The sequence below is a fragment of the Duganella sp. P38 genome (genome assembly GCF_050859475.1).
Classification (GTDB): domain Bacteria; phylum Pseudomonadota; class Gammaproteobacteria; order Burkholderiales; family Burkholderiaceae_D; genus Rugamonas.
This window is the reverse complement of the sequence record NZ_CP193936.1, coordinates 1,570,210-1,585,625: the sequence shown is the minus strand read 5'-3', so window position 1 is coordinate 1,585,625 and position 15,416 is coordinate 1,570,210. Positions and strand designations below refer to the sequence as shown.

7 protein-coding genes and 1 pseudogene are annotated in these 15,416 nt (G+C 61.2%); 5 read left to right on the top strand and 3 right to left on the bottom strand.

What is annotated here, in order from left to right; all coding sequences use genetic code 11:
• Positions 1-8: 8 nt before the first annotated feature.
• Together ACRQ5J_RS07220 and ACRQ5J_RS07215 are read right to left on the bottom strand one after the other, a co-directional pair.
• Positions 9-1,314 (bottom strand): annotated as a pseudogene (locus tag ACRQ5J_RS07220) (ATP-binding protein).
• Positions 1,311-3,689 carry a TerB N-terminal domain-containing protein gene (locus tag ACRQ5J_RS07215; protein WP_432382168.1) on the bottom strand — a complete coding sequence of 793 codons (2,379 nt, stop codon included), beginning with the start codon at positions 3,687-3,689 and terminating at the stop codon, positions 1,311-1,313. The pseudogene ACRQ5J_RS07220 and the gene ACRQ5J_RS07215 overlap by 4 nt, the downstream one beginning before the upstream one ends.
• 1,039 nt (positions 3,690-4,728) lie before the next feature.
• On the opposite strand from ACRQ5J_RS07215, the gene ACRQ5J_RS07210 reads away from it, so the two are divergent.
• Entirely contained in the window at positions 4,729-6,111 is a 1,383-nt protein-coding gene (locus ACRQ5J_RS07210; RefSeq protein ID WP_432382166.1) for a PAS domain-containing sensor histidine kinase, read from the top strand.
• Positions 6,035-6,742 (top strand): hybrid sensor histidine kinase/response regulator, encoded by a 708-nt coding sequence (locus ACRQ5J_RS07205; protein ID WP_432382164.1) that lies wholly within the window; start codon positions 6,035-6,037, stop codon positions 6,740-6,742. The genes ACRQ5J_RS07210 and ACRQ5J_RS07205 overlap by 77 nt, the downstream gene beginning before the upstream one ends.
• Before the next feature lie 25 nt (positions 6,743-6,767).
• On the opposite strand, the gene ACRQ5J_RS07200 is transcribed toward ACRQ5J_RS07205, so the two are convergent.
• Positions 6,768-9,131: a TonB-dependent receptor gene (locus ACRQ5J_RS07200; protein WP_432382163.1), complete on the bottom strand. Its 2,364-nt coding sequence runs from the start codon at positions 9,129-9,131 to the stop codon at positions 6,768-6,770.
• A 166-nt stretch (positions 9,132-9,297) separates the two neighbouring features.
• On the opposite strand from ACRQ5J_RS07200, the gene ACRQ5J_RS07195 reads away from it, so the two are divergent.
• Genes ACRQ5J_RS07195 through ACRQ5J_RS07185 form a run of 3 tightly spaced genes read left to right on the top strand, consistent with a single transcriptional unit; the run spans position 9,298 to position 15,386 of the window.
• Positions 9,298-12,036 (top strand): Tat pathway signal sequence domain protein, encoded by a 2,739-nt coding sequence (locus ACRQ5J_RS07195; protein WP_432382161.1) that lies wholly within the window; start codon positions 9,298-9,300, stop codon positions 12,034-12,036.
• Complete coding sequence (locus tag ACRQ5J_RS07190) at positions 12,033-12,986, top strand: glycoside hydrolase family 43 protein (protein WP_432382159.1); 954 nt, start codon at positions 12,033-12,035, stop codon at positions 12,984-12,986. Before ACRQ5J_RS07195 ends, ACRQ5J_RS07190 begins: the two co-directional genes overlap by 4 nt.
• 12 nt (positions 12,987-12,998) lie before the next feature.
• Positions 12,999-15,386 (top strand): TonB-dependent receptor domain-containing protein, encoded by a 2,388-nt coding sequence (locus ACRQ5J_RS07185; protein ID WP_432382158.1) that lies wholly within the window; start codon positions 12,999-13,001, stop codon positions 15,384-15,386.
• The last annotated feature ends 30 nt before the right edge of the window (positions 15,387-15,416 follow it).

Genomic DNA, 15,416 nt, shown 5'->3' with positions numbered 1-15,416 from the left:
GTGCTGTCCTACATCTTAAAGGACGCGAATTCGTCGTCGCCCTCGGTCTCCACTACCTGCTCTGCATTTGCGCCGTTATCGATTTGAACCTCGATGCCACCAAGGAGCTCCTGCCAAGCGCTATTCGGATTTTGTTCGAGCACTGCAAGCATATTGATGAAAGAGGTAATCGTCGTCCGGGGTGTACGGAAGTAAGCTTCGCCTACTCTATTGGCGCAATGTTCCATAAAGCTTGCAATTCCTTGGTCTGGCAGCAAAAACTTGGACTCGTCACCAAGTGCATAAACATGTCGGACCTTCTGCAGAAGGACGTAGAAGTCTTCCGGCGTAAGACTGCCAAGGCGTACTACTGGGCCGCTGAAGTCGACGCGACCATCCGTCGCAAAAGTGTTTTGCGCTAGACGGCTTTGCAGCGCCGAGTAGCTGTACAAACCGCGGCGAGTATCCAACAAAAACTCGGGTGTGCCGCCCAATACGAACCCTAGCCCGACGGATGTTCCTTGCAGCGAGTCATTTAAAATGCGAAGGATTTGCTCGTAGTTCGAGTTACGAGCCTGCGTGTTAGCCAGCTTGTACAGGTTTTACCAATTCGTCGAACCCAACCAAGAGGCCAGAGAAACCAGCCAGACGGACAAAGCGTGCCATGAGCTTGAGCTGGTCATAAACTGCAGAGTCATCGACAATCGCCCGCACGCCTAGCGCCTGGCGCGCATCCGTCTTGGTGTGGAACTCTCCACGCAACCATCGGACAGCATCCGCCTTGAGCTGTTCGTTCCCTTCTTCGTATCCACGGCAATAGGCAGCAATGACGTCTGCGAAATCGTAGCCGTTTACCAGCTCTGTTAGTTGGTCAAGCTTCTGCCGAATAACTGCCTCTGTTGGTTGGGCGACAGCTTTTGCCTCAGTCTTTGCAGTTGCTATGAATTTCTCAACGATACCCGAGAGGGCTCCTCCATCTGGCTTAGTGCGCGTCGAGAGATTACGCATCAACTCAGCATACAACGACCTCGCTTGTCCACCAGTAGCTTGCAATCGGCGGTCCGGGTTGAGGTCTGCAGTGGCTACGACGAGCTTTTTCTCTAACGCTACAGCGCGTACCACGTTCAAGAAGAACGTCTTGCCTGCGCCATATTCCCCTATCACCAGGCGAAACGCGGAGCCCCCATCAGCGATGCGGTCGATGTCTCCCACGAGCGTTTCGATTTCCTTTGCTCGGCCGACTTGAATTAGGTGTTGCCCGGTGCGGGGTACGACCCCTGCACGGAGCGACTGAATGACTGCGTCACGGTCTTTTAATCGAATGGGAGTGTTCATGCTGCTAGCTTCTCCAGAAATTCAGGATTTACAGTGATAGGGTCGTCACCCTCGATGAATGGTACGTCATGAGATTCAAATGCTGCTTCATTGATTGTTTCAAGAGCTCCGTCGAGCATCAGTTCCAGGTCGGCTGCGGCGTCACCAAGTTCATCTCTTGACCACTGAGACCGGGACATCAGCAAGCGTGCGAGCACAGTATGCGAGTCGTCCAATCCTAGCAAAGTATCCTTTGGTGGAACAATCTCTTCGTCGGCCTCTTCGGCCTCCGTCACAACCTCCTCCTCTTTGAAAATATTAGAAAGGAGAGCAGTGACAGATTCAGTATCTTTTTGAAGAGCTGCAATGCGTGCAGCGTCGAGTTTGAAGCCCGATTGCTCGGTATTTCCGGTAGAGGCAACCAGTTGCCTCCCAGATGCGGCGGCGTGAACATCCGAGAAGACACGCTTCGAATCAACCCCGAGGGCTTTATATAGCTTTTCTAAAAGCTTTACCTCTTCTGGGGATACAGTTCCATCAACTTGCGCCACGGTGGCTATGAAAGCTGCGATAGAGTCCTTCGCTTGAGCATCAACTCCGTCCAATTTTGAGCGCAAGGCTGTGAGTGAGACCGGAGTAGTCTTCAGCAACAGCAAATGCGCTTGGAGCCGATGAGTGTGGCTCGGTGTTAAGTGCTTCCACGTCCGCACTTGGGCCTGCAGGTACTCCAGTTCTTCTTCGCAGAAATCACCGTCAGCACTAGCCACCGAAGATGCCAACTGAAGGGTCAGCAATGCAGCCTTATAGGTCGGAGTTGAGCGAATAGATGCGTCCTCTGGAGAGACAGCAAACAACACGACGTTTTCTTCATCCTTTGGAAGTTTTGCTCCGCCAAGAACATCCGGCTCGATACCAATATTCTTCGATTCCAATGCTCGTGCCAGCGCCAAGCCCTTCTCCTTTGTTAGCGGTCCTTGGGCGCGTAACGAACTGAGCACTTCTCGGAACGACATCATAAGCATGTCGTATCCAATTTTCTCTTTCAGGTCCTGAAGATGCGACTTTGTACTAGCGGGCCACAAGTCGACGGGAAGCAGTAGCAGGCCCTCCAACGAATTACGGGTGTCAGGATTCTTCCCAACATATCGGCTGTATGCATCAAGCTCTTTTGCGACGACTTGAACCAGGTCTTGAAGCTTTTTGAACGGCGCAGTCAAAACGGATATGTCCGGGATGTCGCCGACGTTCGCAATTTGCGTTTGTCCGCTAAATGCTGACGATGCTGGCGCATGGGTCAACTTCAGCTTTGTCCGGTTCTTTGTGATAACCATACCTTCGCCAAAAGTACGCTCGTACACAATTGCGAACAAATTATCGAATTCGTCAGCACAGCGGTAAGCTGCAGTTTTCAAGGACGACATCGGGTGCAAGCGAATCCATGCAAGTGCTAAGTGTGATGGTATCGGCGCCTTATCTAGTGCCGCTTGTCCGAGGGCGAACTTAAGCGCGAACGGAATCTCTCCAGTCCGCTCGAACTTGGGTAGAGGCTTCCTGTATGCCTTCTCGTTGAACGTCACTTGGCCGAGCCAGGACAGCAGTGAGGTGGCGTATTGTCTGAAAGACCCGGACCTCCCACCATATATCTCTATGAGCCTGTCCAGTTCCCGTTGGATGACTGGCCACTCAGCCCGAAGAGCCGGCTCCTTGGCAGTATCCACAAGAACGCGTCGTTCAAGGCCATAGAAGAAAAGGAACACGAAGCCGATATCCGCGTCAGAGTCTTTGCGGCCCGCCGCGAGCCAGTTTAAGTACGACCGCCGAGCCTCCGGCGAAATTGCACCGTAATGAGGCCAATATCCCATCTGCCGTTCGGAAAAATTCCCCCGCGTTGCCACCTGTTTTGATGGATCAATCAAGCATGGGTCATTCTGACGACCGTTCGTTAAAAGCTTGGTACCGACGTAAAAAAGTCCTCCGGGTAGCACAGTCCCAGCAACCGTCACAGACTCCCCCTCTGGAATCCACTTTGCTTCTCCATACTCTGGCGGCGCGTCAGGAATTCTGTAAGTTGAGGACGATGAAGAGCTTGAGAACTGAACTGTTACGGTAATTGGAACGTCTAGCGACGAAAGCTTGCGCTCCGAAACACGCGAAGCTCTTCCAGTAGCAGTCTGGGTACTATTGGCGGGATGGCTTCGCTGTGGTTTTTGCGCGCTCCCAGCTGTTGAGGACGTGTTCAACTTGGACTTTGATTTCGAGTTCAGCCCCCAAATCAGCAGGCCAGCAACGCCGAGAATAATCGTGACTGGTAACGGAACAACGCACAACAGAATAAAACCGAGCACGACGGCTCCACTGACACGCGTAGCTGACCATCCTGAATTCCTCTTGGCCACTCGTTTCTCCTAGGTTTAGGTTGATTTTTTTCGTATTTTTGTGGTCCTACAATTTGCCTCTCATAGTGAAAAAATGCAACTTTTATTAAATGGATGGTATGCAAATTTCACAATACCCAGATTAATGAGGGCTAAGCTCCTCCATGCCGAATGAGCGCTTATCGTTCGGATACACCTCATCGTATCGGTGTTGGTACGGCTTGCTGAGAAGCGAGGTTTGCTATAGGCACCTCTCAATTTTTAAGGCGAAGTCATCCTCGATCAAGTCGTTGTCGGTAGCTGAAACCGGCACCCTGCGAAAATTGAAATGATCTCTATGAATCGCACATATAAATGGGCGGAAGCCGTCTTTCAGAACCGATACCGCTGCTGCCGCACTGCGTGGGCGAGTAGCTCAGATTTGGCGTGCAGGCTACCAGTGAGCTTGCGGCCCTTCGACAAACGCTTTCGATGTTTTGTTCTACAGAGGATACGCGGCGAGCTCGGCTTGTCGAATATGCGGCCGTTCACCGCAGCCTCCACGCAAACTGCTGGACGACCGCCCTTTACACGCCCTAGCGAGCAGTGAGTGGTATTGTCGGGAAGGCTACCAGGCCGGGTAGGACACTATCGCCGTATCCGCTAGCGCTACGAGGTCATATATAAAAATGGCAGATCAGTGGCAATGAGAGCGGTTCAAAAATCAGTGGCAAATCATTGGCAGTTTTCGGCTTTTGCCACTGATTCCCGTGCCCAAAGCGAAAAACACTGTACTGGTAAGCATTTGATTTATAATGATTTACCCACAAACCGGGGTACGGTAATAGTAGCGAAAAGCGCGTTTGGGACGTAGAGACCGGAGGTTCGAATCCTCTCGCCCCGACCAAAGAACCTGTGTCTATTTACAAAAGCTTTCGGCTGAGACTCGGATAACTGCCGAAATCATGCGCGCTCATAGGCAAAATTGGCCAGCGGCCACGCCCGTCCTGTTCACCGCCTATTCGTGCGCGCCATCCCGTCTGTTATGATCCATCACTATTTGTATCTGCTGAGATAGGCCATGGATCAGGCGCTAGCGACAATTTGCCCACCCGCCGTGGACGGCCTGCTGCGCGCCGTCGACTGGGCGCGTTCCCCGCTGGGCCCGGTCGAGGCCTGGCCCGCCCCGCTGCGCTTCACCGTTGACCTGATGACGCATTCGGAATCGTCGATGTTCCTGGTCTGGGGCGAGCAGCGTATTTTTCTGTATAACGAGGCCTATCTGCCGGTGCTGGGAAACAAGCACCCGCGCGCGCTCGGCCGGCCGATGGTCGATAGCTGGAACGAGGTCTGGGACGAGGTGTCGGTGCTGTTGCAGCGCACTTTTGACGGCGAGTCCTTGCGCTTCGAGAACCATCCGTTCCTGATCCACCGCGATGGCCGCGAGGAGCAGGCCTGGTTCGACTTTTCGTACACGCCGATCTACGGCGCCGCGCAGCAGGTGCTCGGCGTGCTGTGCATCCTGTCCGAGAAGACCGGCCAGGTGCTGGCCGAACGCGCGCTGAAGCAGCAGGCCGATATGCTGCAACAGCTGTTTGCCGACGCGCCCGGCTTCATGGCCCTGCTGCGCGGGCCGCAGCATGTGTTCGAGCTGGCCAATCACAGTTACCGCGAGCTGATCGGCGGCCGCGATCCGCTGCGCCAGCGCCTGCGCGATGCGCTGCCGGAAATCGTCGATCAGGGCTTCCCGGAATTGCTGGACCGGGTCTACCACACGGGCGAGCCTTTCTTCGGCCGCCGCGTGCCGGTGACCTTGCAGCGTGGCGGCCAGCGCGATCTGGAGCAGCGCTGGGTCGACTTTATGTATCAGCCGGTGTTCGACAACGAGGGCCGCGTCAACGGCGTGTTCGTGCAGGGCACCGATGTCACCCACCATGTACATACCGAACAGGAGTTGCAGCAGGCTGCGCAGCGCGCCGCCGAGGAGCGCGACCGCAAGGATGAGTTCCTGGCGATGCTGGCGCACGAGCTGCGCAATCCGCTGGCGCCGATCCGCGCCGCCACCGACCTGCTGCATCTCGGCCAGCCCGATCCGGCCCGTCACGCGCGCGCGGTAGCGGTGATCGACCGCCAGGTCCGCCACATGACCACGCTGGTCGACGACCTGCTGGATGTGTCGCGCGTTACGCGCGGCCTGGTGGAGCTGGACCTGCGCCCCACCGACCTGAAGACCGTGATTGCGGCAGCGCTTGAACAGGCCAGGCCGCTGATCGAGGCGCGCGGCCATGCGCTGCATGTGCATACCGACGCCGCGCACGCCATGGTGCGCGGCGATGCGCCGCGCCTGATTCAGATTGTCGTGAACCTGCTGTCGAACGCGGCCAAGTATGCCGCCGCAGGGCGGCCGTATCGATGTCAGCGTCGCGCCGCAGGACGAGCAGCTGCGCATCACGGTGCAAGATAACGGCAGCGGCATCAGCCCGGAGTTGCTGCCGCAGGTGTTCGAGATGTTCAAGCAGGCGGTCCGCACGCCGGACCGTTCCGAAGGCGGGCTCGGCATCGGCCTGACGCTGGTGCGAAGCCTGGTGGCGGCGCACGGCGGCAGCGTGGCGGCGCACAGCGACGGCCCCGGCAAGGGCAGCCGTTTCGACGTGCTGCTGCCGGCTCACCACGAAGCGGCGCCGGCCCGCGCCGACGCGACGGCAAGCAGCGACGCGCCCGCCATCGAAACCGCGCGCCGCATCCTGATCGTCGACGACAACGCCGACGCCGCCGAGACGCTGGGCCAGCTGCTTGAGGTGCTGGGCCACCAGGTCCAAATCAGCTTCGACGGCCGCCGCGCCATCGAGATGGCGGCGGCCTTCCAGCCTGACATCTTCATTCTTGATGTCGGCCTGCCGGACATGAACGGCTATGAACTGGCGCGCCGCCTGGGCGACATTGTTCCGCCCGATAGCGCGCTGTTTGTCGCCCTGACCGGCTACGGCCAGGAGCACGACCGCGTGCTGTCGCGCGCGGCCGGCTTCGACCACCATCTGGTCAAGCCGGTCGACCTGTCACTGCTACGCGAAGTATTGAACAGCAATCGCGCTTAGTTGCGCGCCCGCCGCTGGCACGTGGTCAGAGCCTGACCGTCATGCCGACCTGGAAACCCCGCCCCGGCAACGGCGCGATGTATTTCAGCGGCGAGTTGTGCGGCCGCGCATCCTCGTCCAGCAGGTTGGAGCCGCTGACGAACAGCTCCACGCCCTTGACGTAAGGGTGCCGCAGCGGAATTTCCCGGCTCAGCTGGAAGTTCACCATGTTGTATGCATCGAGCGGCACTTCGTCGCTGACGCTTTTCCCCAGATACTTTTGTTTGTCGTAGTACGTGCTGGACAGGCGCGCCTTCCATTGCTGGTGCTCCCACAGCAGATGCGCGCCGTAGCGGTTGGTCGGCATATTGGGCAAGTACACGCCGTCGTTGTGCGCGCGCAGCGAGTCCGGGTGATCCGCGCGGTTTTTGACCAGGTCGGCAAACGCGGAGACGCTCAGCTTGCCATAGCTGCCCAGCGCGAAGGCTTGCGACATATCGATCTCAAAACCCTTGACCGTGGTATCAGTCTGCTTCCAATATTTCAAGGGCAGGCGGTTGGCGGTCTGCAGGCCCGAGTAGCCGAGGTAGAGGTAGTTCTCATACTTCATGACATAGCCGGTTGCCGTCAATTGCAAGCCGCCGTGCTTGAACAGCGCGGTCAACTCGGTGTTCCTGGCGCGCTCGGCCTTCAAGTTCTGGTTGCCCTCTTCCTGGGTCATGATCGAGTAGTGGCGGTTACTCGCGTACAACTCATTGATGTCCGGCGCCCGTTCCGACGACGCGTAGCGCATTTTCAGGCCAAACAGCTTGCCGATGTCAACCGCGCCGCCCAGGATGTAGCTATGCAGGGTGAAGTCGCGGTCCTGCAGCTTGGCATTGGCCGCATTGCGCGACGTTTTGAACTCGCTGCCCTGAATCTCATGGTCCACGCGTTCGTGGCGGAAGCCGGCATCGAAGGACGCCCAGTCGAAGTCCAGGTTCTCTTTCACAAACACCGCACTGTTTGCCGTCCGCACATCGGGCAGATAACGTTGCGAGCCGCTGCCCGTCACATCGCGCGCCTGATGGCTGAAGCCAACCGTGCCGCCGAGCGCGCCGACGCGCCGATGCGCCAGCAATACTTCGCCCTGATTGCTGTCGAACTGGTATTCATTGGCCAGCGTGCGGCCGAGATACTCGCCTGAGGTGTTGCTCACGCGCGCGGCGCGGAATTCCGCTTTTTCGACATACGGCAGGGGATCGCGCAGCGCCGCTTCCAGCGCAAACTTGTCCTGATCGATGTCCACGCCCACCGGCAGCCCGTTGTCATAGTTTGCGCCGAACGACTGGTTCTCCATGGAGAAGCCGGGAACGCCGTATTTGCTGCGCTTGGAGTCGACGCTGGCCGCCACATAGCCTTGCTCGAAGAAATACGTGGAGCCAGCGGCAACGTGGGAGTTCCTGAAATAGCTGTTGCCCAGCGTGCCGCGATAGTCCGGCGTAACGTCGCGGTTGATCTTGTTCTGGACATACTTCGGCGTGCCAGGGATGTAGGCCGGGTTGGCTGGATTCACATACGTCTTGCGCTGCCACACCGAAGTCGGGTTGTTGGTGTAGAAGGAAAAATCGCCGTCCGCCCAGTCCGGATTCTCCTTCATGAACTGATCGATATACGGCTGCGACGACTTGTTATACACCTGCTGAATGCGCGCCTCTTTCTGGCAGTTGTCGGCCAAAAAGGTGTTGACGCCGCCCTTGGCGGGGAACAGCTGGCTATTGCACACGGCCGCCTTGCTGCTGCCTGGAATATCGTAGTGCGCGATCTCCTGGAACGACAGCTGCACATTGGCCGAAAAGTTCTTCTGATTATTGACGTTCAGGCGCAGGCCCTGGGCGTCGGCGTCGTTGACGCCCTTGCGCAGCACAAATTCAATCTCGTGATCCTTGTCCTCCATCTTGCGGGAGACGATGCCGGCGTCGAGGTTGACGCTACCGCCGATCGCGCTGCCGCCATAGCGCACGCTGTCCGACGATTTGTTGACCGTGGCGCTGCGCACAAACAGGGGATCGAATGGAATATTGATGTCGCCGCTAAGTGCGTTCATGCCGAGGATGGACTGGCCGTCCTCAAGAATCTGCACCCGGCTTCCGCCCAGGCTGCGAATCACAGGCGCGCCGGCGTTGGGGCCGAAGGCGCTGCTCTGCACGCCCGACACCTGCTCCAGCATATTGCCCAGCGTTCTGTTCTGCGCCTGGGTATTCTCCACCGTTACCACGCTGTCGCTGCGTGACGGCCTGTCCGCCTGGACTTTCACCGTCTGCAACACCGTGTCTTCTTCCGCGTGCACGCCTGTAACGCTGGAGCACATTGCGCCGATAAGCCCGGACAAAACGGTTGCCGGCCAGCGTGAATCGATACGATTGAACATAAACCCTTCTAATGCAATAAAGTTGCATTAGATGATAGTCGAGCCACTGTTTTATTGCAAGTAAACTGCATTTACTCTGCAATCACAAACATGATTAGATGGCGTCAGGCCGTTGACACTGGCGGGGGCGATACCGATACTCGGTGCATCTCATTACAAGCAGAAGATGGAGACCATGTCACTGAGCCGCCGCAATTTTCTGAAGTCCGCCACCGCATTGCCAGCCGTTGCCACGGCAGCCGGTGCGGCCGTCACCAGCGCCGCCACCGCTACACCAGCCAAGCGCAACGCCGCCAGCAACGGCGACGGCGCCGACCTGCACTGGCTGGAAGGCGGCGTTCCCGCCCTCTCCGCCGGCGCCACGCTGGGCGTGCCGTGGCCGCGCGGCCGGCATGCCAAAACGCAGGCTTTCGCGCTGGCGACGGCGGACGGCACACAGGTGCCGGTGCAAAGCTGGCCGCTGGCGTGGTGGCCGGATGGTTCGATCAAGTGGTCCGCCCATGCGCTGCCGGCCGATGCCGGCCTGTCGCCCTCGCTGCAACTGAAGCCGGTGCCCAAGGCGACCGCGCCGGCCGTGGCGGTCACGGTCGAAGAGCGTGGCGACAGCATCATCGTCAACACCGGCGTGATCCGCTGCACGGTGGCGCGGCGCGGCGCGCATGTGATCGAGGCCATCACGCGTGACGGCCGCGACCTGGCGCGCCATGGCCGCCTGGTGGCGCTGACCGCTGATACGCCCGACACCGAGGCGGCCACCACCGTCCAGCACCGCTATGACAGCAGCGTCAGCGCCGTCACGGTGGAGCAGCGCGGGCCGGTGCGCGCGGTCATCAAGCTCGATGGCAAGCACAGCGCCGACGGCCGCGCATGGCTGCCGTTCTCGCTGCGGCTGTACTTTTACGCCGGCGCGGAATCGGTGCGCATCATGCATACCTTTGTGTTCGATGGCGACGAGCACAAGGATTTCATTCGCGGCATCGGGCTGCGCTTCGATGTGCCGCTGGACGGCCCGCTGTACGACCGCCACGTGCGCTTCGCCGGCGAGCAGCCCGGCCTGTGGGCGGAGGCCGTGCAGGGCCTGACCGGGCTGCGGCGCGATCCCGGCGCCGCCTTCCGCCAGGCGCAGGTGGCCGGCCTGCCATGTCCGCCGATCGCGCAGATGGCAACCCGGGTGTCGTCAGCGCTGCACCTGGTGCCGGCGTGGGGCGACTATACGCTGTCGCAGCTGAGCGCGGACGGCTTCCAGATCCGCAAGCGCACCAAGCCCGGCCATGGGTGGATCGATGCCGACGCCGGCAGGCGCGCGGCCGGCAGCGGCTACATCGGCGGCAATGGCGGCGGCGTGGCGTTCGGCCTGCGCGACTTCTGGCAGCGCCACCCTACCCGGCTGGACATCCGCAACGCCCACACCAGCGCCGCCGAGGTGACGCTGTGGATGTGGTCGCCCGACGCGCCGCCGATGGACATGCGCTTCTACCATGACGGCATGGGCATGACGACCCACGCGCAGGAGCTGCAAGGCCTGGACATCACCTACGAGGATTACGAGAAAGGCTACGGCACGCCGCACGGCGTCGCCCGCAGCAGCGAGATCACGCTGTGGGCGCTGGCGGCCACGCCGAGCCGCGAGCGCATGGTGCAGATCGCCGCCGCCGTGCAGACGCCGCCGCAGCTGGTGGCGCAGCCGGCGCACTTGCTGGCCAGCGGCGTGTTCGGCGGCCTGTGGAGCCTGCCCGACCGCTCGACGCCGGCGCGCACGGCAATCGAGGACGAGCTGGACCGCCGCTTCGATTTCTACAAGGGCCAGATCGAGCAGCGCCACTGGTACGGCTTCTGGAATTACGGCGACGTCATGCACAGCTACGACGCCGACCGCCACGTCTGGCGTTACGACGTCGGCGGTTACGCCTGGGACAATTCCGAACTGTCGCCCGATCTGTGGCTGTGGTACAGCTTCCTGCGCAGCGGCCGCGCCGACATCTTCCGCCTGTCCGAGGCGATGGTGCGCCACACCAGCGAGGTTGACATCTACCACCTCGGCCGTTTTTCCGGCCTCGGCACGCGCCACAACGTGCAGCACTGGGGTTGCAGCGCCAAGCAGCTGCGCATCAGTGCCGCCGTCTACCGCCGCTTCTACTACTACCTGACCGCCGACGAGCGCATCGGCGACATCATGCGCGAGCTGCTGGACGCCGATTCGATGCTGGAAGCGACCGACCCGGTGCGCAAGATCGCCGACGCGCCGCCCAAGGGCAAGTACCCGGCGCGCGCCAGCTTCGGCACCGACTGGGCCTCGCTGGCCGGCAACTGGCTGACCGAATGGGAACGCGGCGGCAAGCGCCGCTACCACGACAAGCTGCTGACCGGCATGAAGGACATCGCCGCCATGCCGCACGGCTTCTTCAACGCCGAACGCGCCGGCTACGAGCAGGACAGTGGCCACCTGCACAATATGACCGGCGACAAGGTCAGCGCCAGCCACCTGAATTCGGTGTTCGGCGCGGTGGAGATTTTCGCCGAGCTGATCGCCCTCACCGGCCAGCAGGATTTCGAACGCGCGTGGATCCGGTACTGCACGCTGTACAACGCCGACCAGGCCACGCAGGTGCGCGCGCTGGGCATGGCGCACGGCGGCAGCACGGTGCTGCGCGTCGGCCATTCGCGCCTGACCGCCTACGCCGCCTGGCGCACCAGCGATGCCGCGCTGGCGCGCCGCGCGTGGAGCGAGTTCTTCGACCGGCCGCTAAAGCCGCTGCGCACCACCACCATCAACGGCCCTGCGGTGCTCAATCCGGTCGATGAGGCCGACGGCATCAGCACCAACGACGCCGCGCAGTGGGGCCTGGCGGCGATCCAGAATCTGGCGCTGATCGGCGAGTACCTGCCGGCAGGATCCGGCAGATGATGCGCCGCCTGCTGACGCTGGCCATGTTTTCCGCCGCTTGCGCGCACGGCGCGGCGCGGGCGGCCGACGCTTATCTGTTCACCTATTTCATCGGCAATGGCGAGGACGGCCTGCACCTCGCCGCCAGCAGGGACGGCTACCGCTGGGACAAGTTGGGCCAGGGCCGCAGCTTCCTCAAGCCGGAGGTCGGCACGGCCAGGCTGATGCGCGATCCGTGCATCGTGCGCGGGCCGGATGGCACATACCACATGGTCTGGACCTCGGGCTGGAAAGAGAACAATATCGGCTATGCCTCGTCGCGGGACCTGATCCATTGGTCGGCGCAGAAGGAGTTGCCGGTGATGGCGCACGAGGCCGGAGCGCTGAACGCGTGGGCGCCCGAGATCATCTACGACGATCGGCGCGGCGAGTTTCTGATTTTCTGGGCTTCCACCGTGCCCGGCAAATTCCCGCAGACGGATGGCTCGTCGGAGGACAAGTACAACCACCGCATGTACGCCACCACTACGAAGGACTTTGCCACCTTTACGCCGACCCGGCTGTTTTACGACCCCGGCTTCAGCGTGATCGACGCCACCTTCGTGCGCGCCAACGGCAAGCACTACCTGCTGGTGAAGGATGAAACGCGCAGTCCGCCACGCAAATACCTGCAAGTGGCCGGGGCGCCGGACCTGCAAGGGCCGTTCGGCACACTGAGCGCGCCGATTTCTGCGCCCGGCGTGTGGGTCGAGGGCCCGACCGCGATTCAGATCGGCGCCGACGTGATCGTTTATTATGATGCCTATATGGACAAGCACTACGGCGCCCTGCGCTCGCGCGACCTGATGCATTGGGAAGATGTGAGCAAGCAGATGCACTTCCCCGACGAAGGCACGCCGCAGCGCATGCGCCATGGCACCGTGATCGCGGTGCCCGAGCAGCTGATAGAGCGCATCCGCAAGGCCAACTGATAACGTAAGGTCATGAAGCAGACAATTTTGATACCCGGCGGCCTGGCCGGGCTGGCATGGCTGTGCGCCAGCGCCACGGCCCAGACGCAGACGCAGACGCAAGCCGCGCCAGCGACGCCGGCAACGGCAACCGCGGCCAAGGCTGCGCCGGCGCAGACGGCCACACCGGCCACGCCAGCCACGACGGCCGCCGCGCCGGCCGCGACCAACGCCGCGCCAACCGGCGACAGTGGCGTGCAAAGCGTCGAGGTGGTCGCGCAACGCCCGAACGAGCAGATCGACCGCTCCGTCTACGACCTGAAACAGGAGGTCATCACGCCAGCGGCATCGGCCGCCGACGTCATCGCCAACGTGCCCAACGTGACTGTAGACCAGGACGGCAAGGTCGCCATCCGGGGCAATCAGAACACGCAGATATTTGTCGACGGCAAGCGCTCGGCCATGTTCTCGGGCGCCAACGCCGGCGACGCGCTCAACAGCTACCCGGCCGAAGCGCTGGAAAGCGTGGAAGTCATCACCGTGCCGGGCGCCGAATTCGGCGCCGAGGGTGGCGGTGGACCGATCCTGAACCTGATTACCCGCCGCGTGCGCCCGAAAGGCGGCCAAGGGGCCGTCACCGCCGGCTTCGGGCCGGATGGGCGGCACAACGCCTCTGTCGTCGGCAGCTACAACGAGGGCCGCTACCAGATCGAGGGCCAGGCCGGCGTCAACCGCAATGTCAACCAGCGGACCGGCTGGTCCAATTCGCTGGTCAACAGCGGCACGGCCAGCTCGTCCACCCGGCGCGACGGCGCCAGCCGCTCGAACTCGACCAGCTTCATGCTGAACCCGACGCTCACCTACAATATCGGCGAAACCGACCGCCTGCGCGCGGCGCTCAACTTCAACCGCACCAACAGCGACAACGCCTCGCTGTACGATTACCTGATCTACCAAGGCGGCACCGCGCCGTACCAGCAATACCGCCAGAGCAGCAGCGGCGACAGCCGCATGACGGTATACCAGCTGGCCCTGACCTACGAACAGAAGTTCAACAGGACCGACAAGCTGAACTACGACTTCCGCACCTCCGGCAACGACCGCCAGGGCGAGAACCGCAATCTGAACAGCTACACCATCACGCCGCCGACCGGGCCGCGCGCGCAGTTCCTCAACGGGAACAACAACACCAGCCGCCTGAACGAATTCAGCATGGACTACACCAGGGCGATCACGCCCATGGTGTTGGTGACGGCAGGCGTGAAGGCCGGCGTCAACAGCGGCCAGAGCGATGCCGACTACTTCAATATCGATCCGCTGACCGGCGAAGAAGTGATCGACGCCAACCGCGCCAGCGCCTTTAAAACCACCGAGCGCTCATGGGCCGCCTACTTCACCGCAAACACCCGCCTGAGCGAGCATTGGACCGTCAAGCCCGGCCTGCGCTACGAGACGGTGCGCCGGGAGATCGACTACATCAACCAGAACAATTCGGGCAGCGATACCAGCAAGCGACTGATGCCTAGCATGTTTGTGCAATATGCATGGGGCGACCTGGGCAACTCGACGCTGACCGGCGCTTTCACGCGGCGTATCACGCGGCCGTCGCTGGCGGATATCAATCCGAACATCCAGTATGTCAACGATACCAGCTACACGCTGGGCGATCCGCGCCTGGCGCCCATGCATGGCGATAAGTACGAGCTGAAGTACGACGACAAGGCGGGCTGGCTGAGCTACACCATCACGCCGTACCGCGAGAAGGATGCGCCGCTGATCGGGCGCGCCTTGACGCCGGTGCCGGGTAGCGCGGTGGTGATAACCGAGTCGGTCAACTACGGGGCGAAGACGACCAATGGCGTCAGCTTCAACTTCCAGGGCCGGCCGGAGCGCACGCTGAACTTCGGTGCGACCATCAATTTCCAGCACCTGACGCAATCGGTGCTGGCGAACCGCTATGCCGGCGATGGCACGCGTTATACGGTGGAACAGGAGCTGGTGTCGAATCCGAAGATCGTGCAGTTGCGCGCGCAGTACACGCTGGGGGATCACACCTTTCAGCTCAACGGCAATTACAACGGCAAGCGGCTGATCGGGCTGAATCAGGTGGACTCAAGCTGGCAGGTGAATCCCGGCTGGAGCTGGCGCCTGGCGCCGGGGATTACCTTGCGTTCCAGCATACGCGACCTGTTTAACAGCAATGTGAATCACAACATCCAGTATTCCGACAGCGTGCAGTCGGAGAGCTACAGCAAGCAGGCTGGACGGATCTACACGGTGGCGCTGAGCTTCAGTCTCGGCGGCGTGACTGGCGATGCGCGGTTACGCAATGGCGGCGGTATGTTCCGTGGACCGGCCGGCGAAGGGCCAGGCGGACGCGGTCCGGGGCCGGGCGGCGGCGGAAATGGCCGGGGCCTCTGATCGCTGAGGCCGGTAGCGGAATGGTGGCGG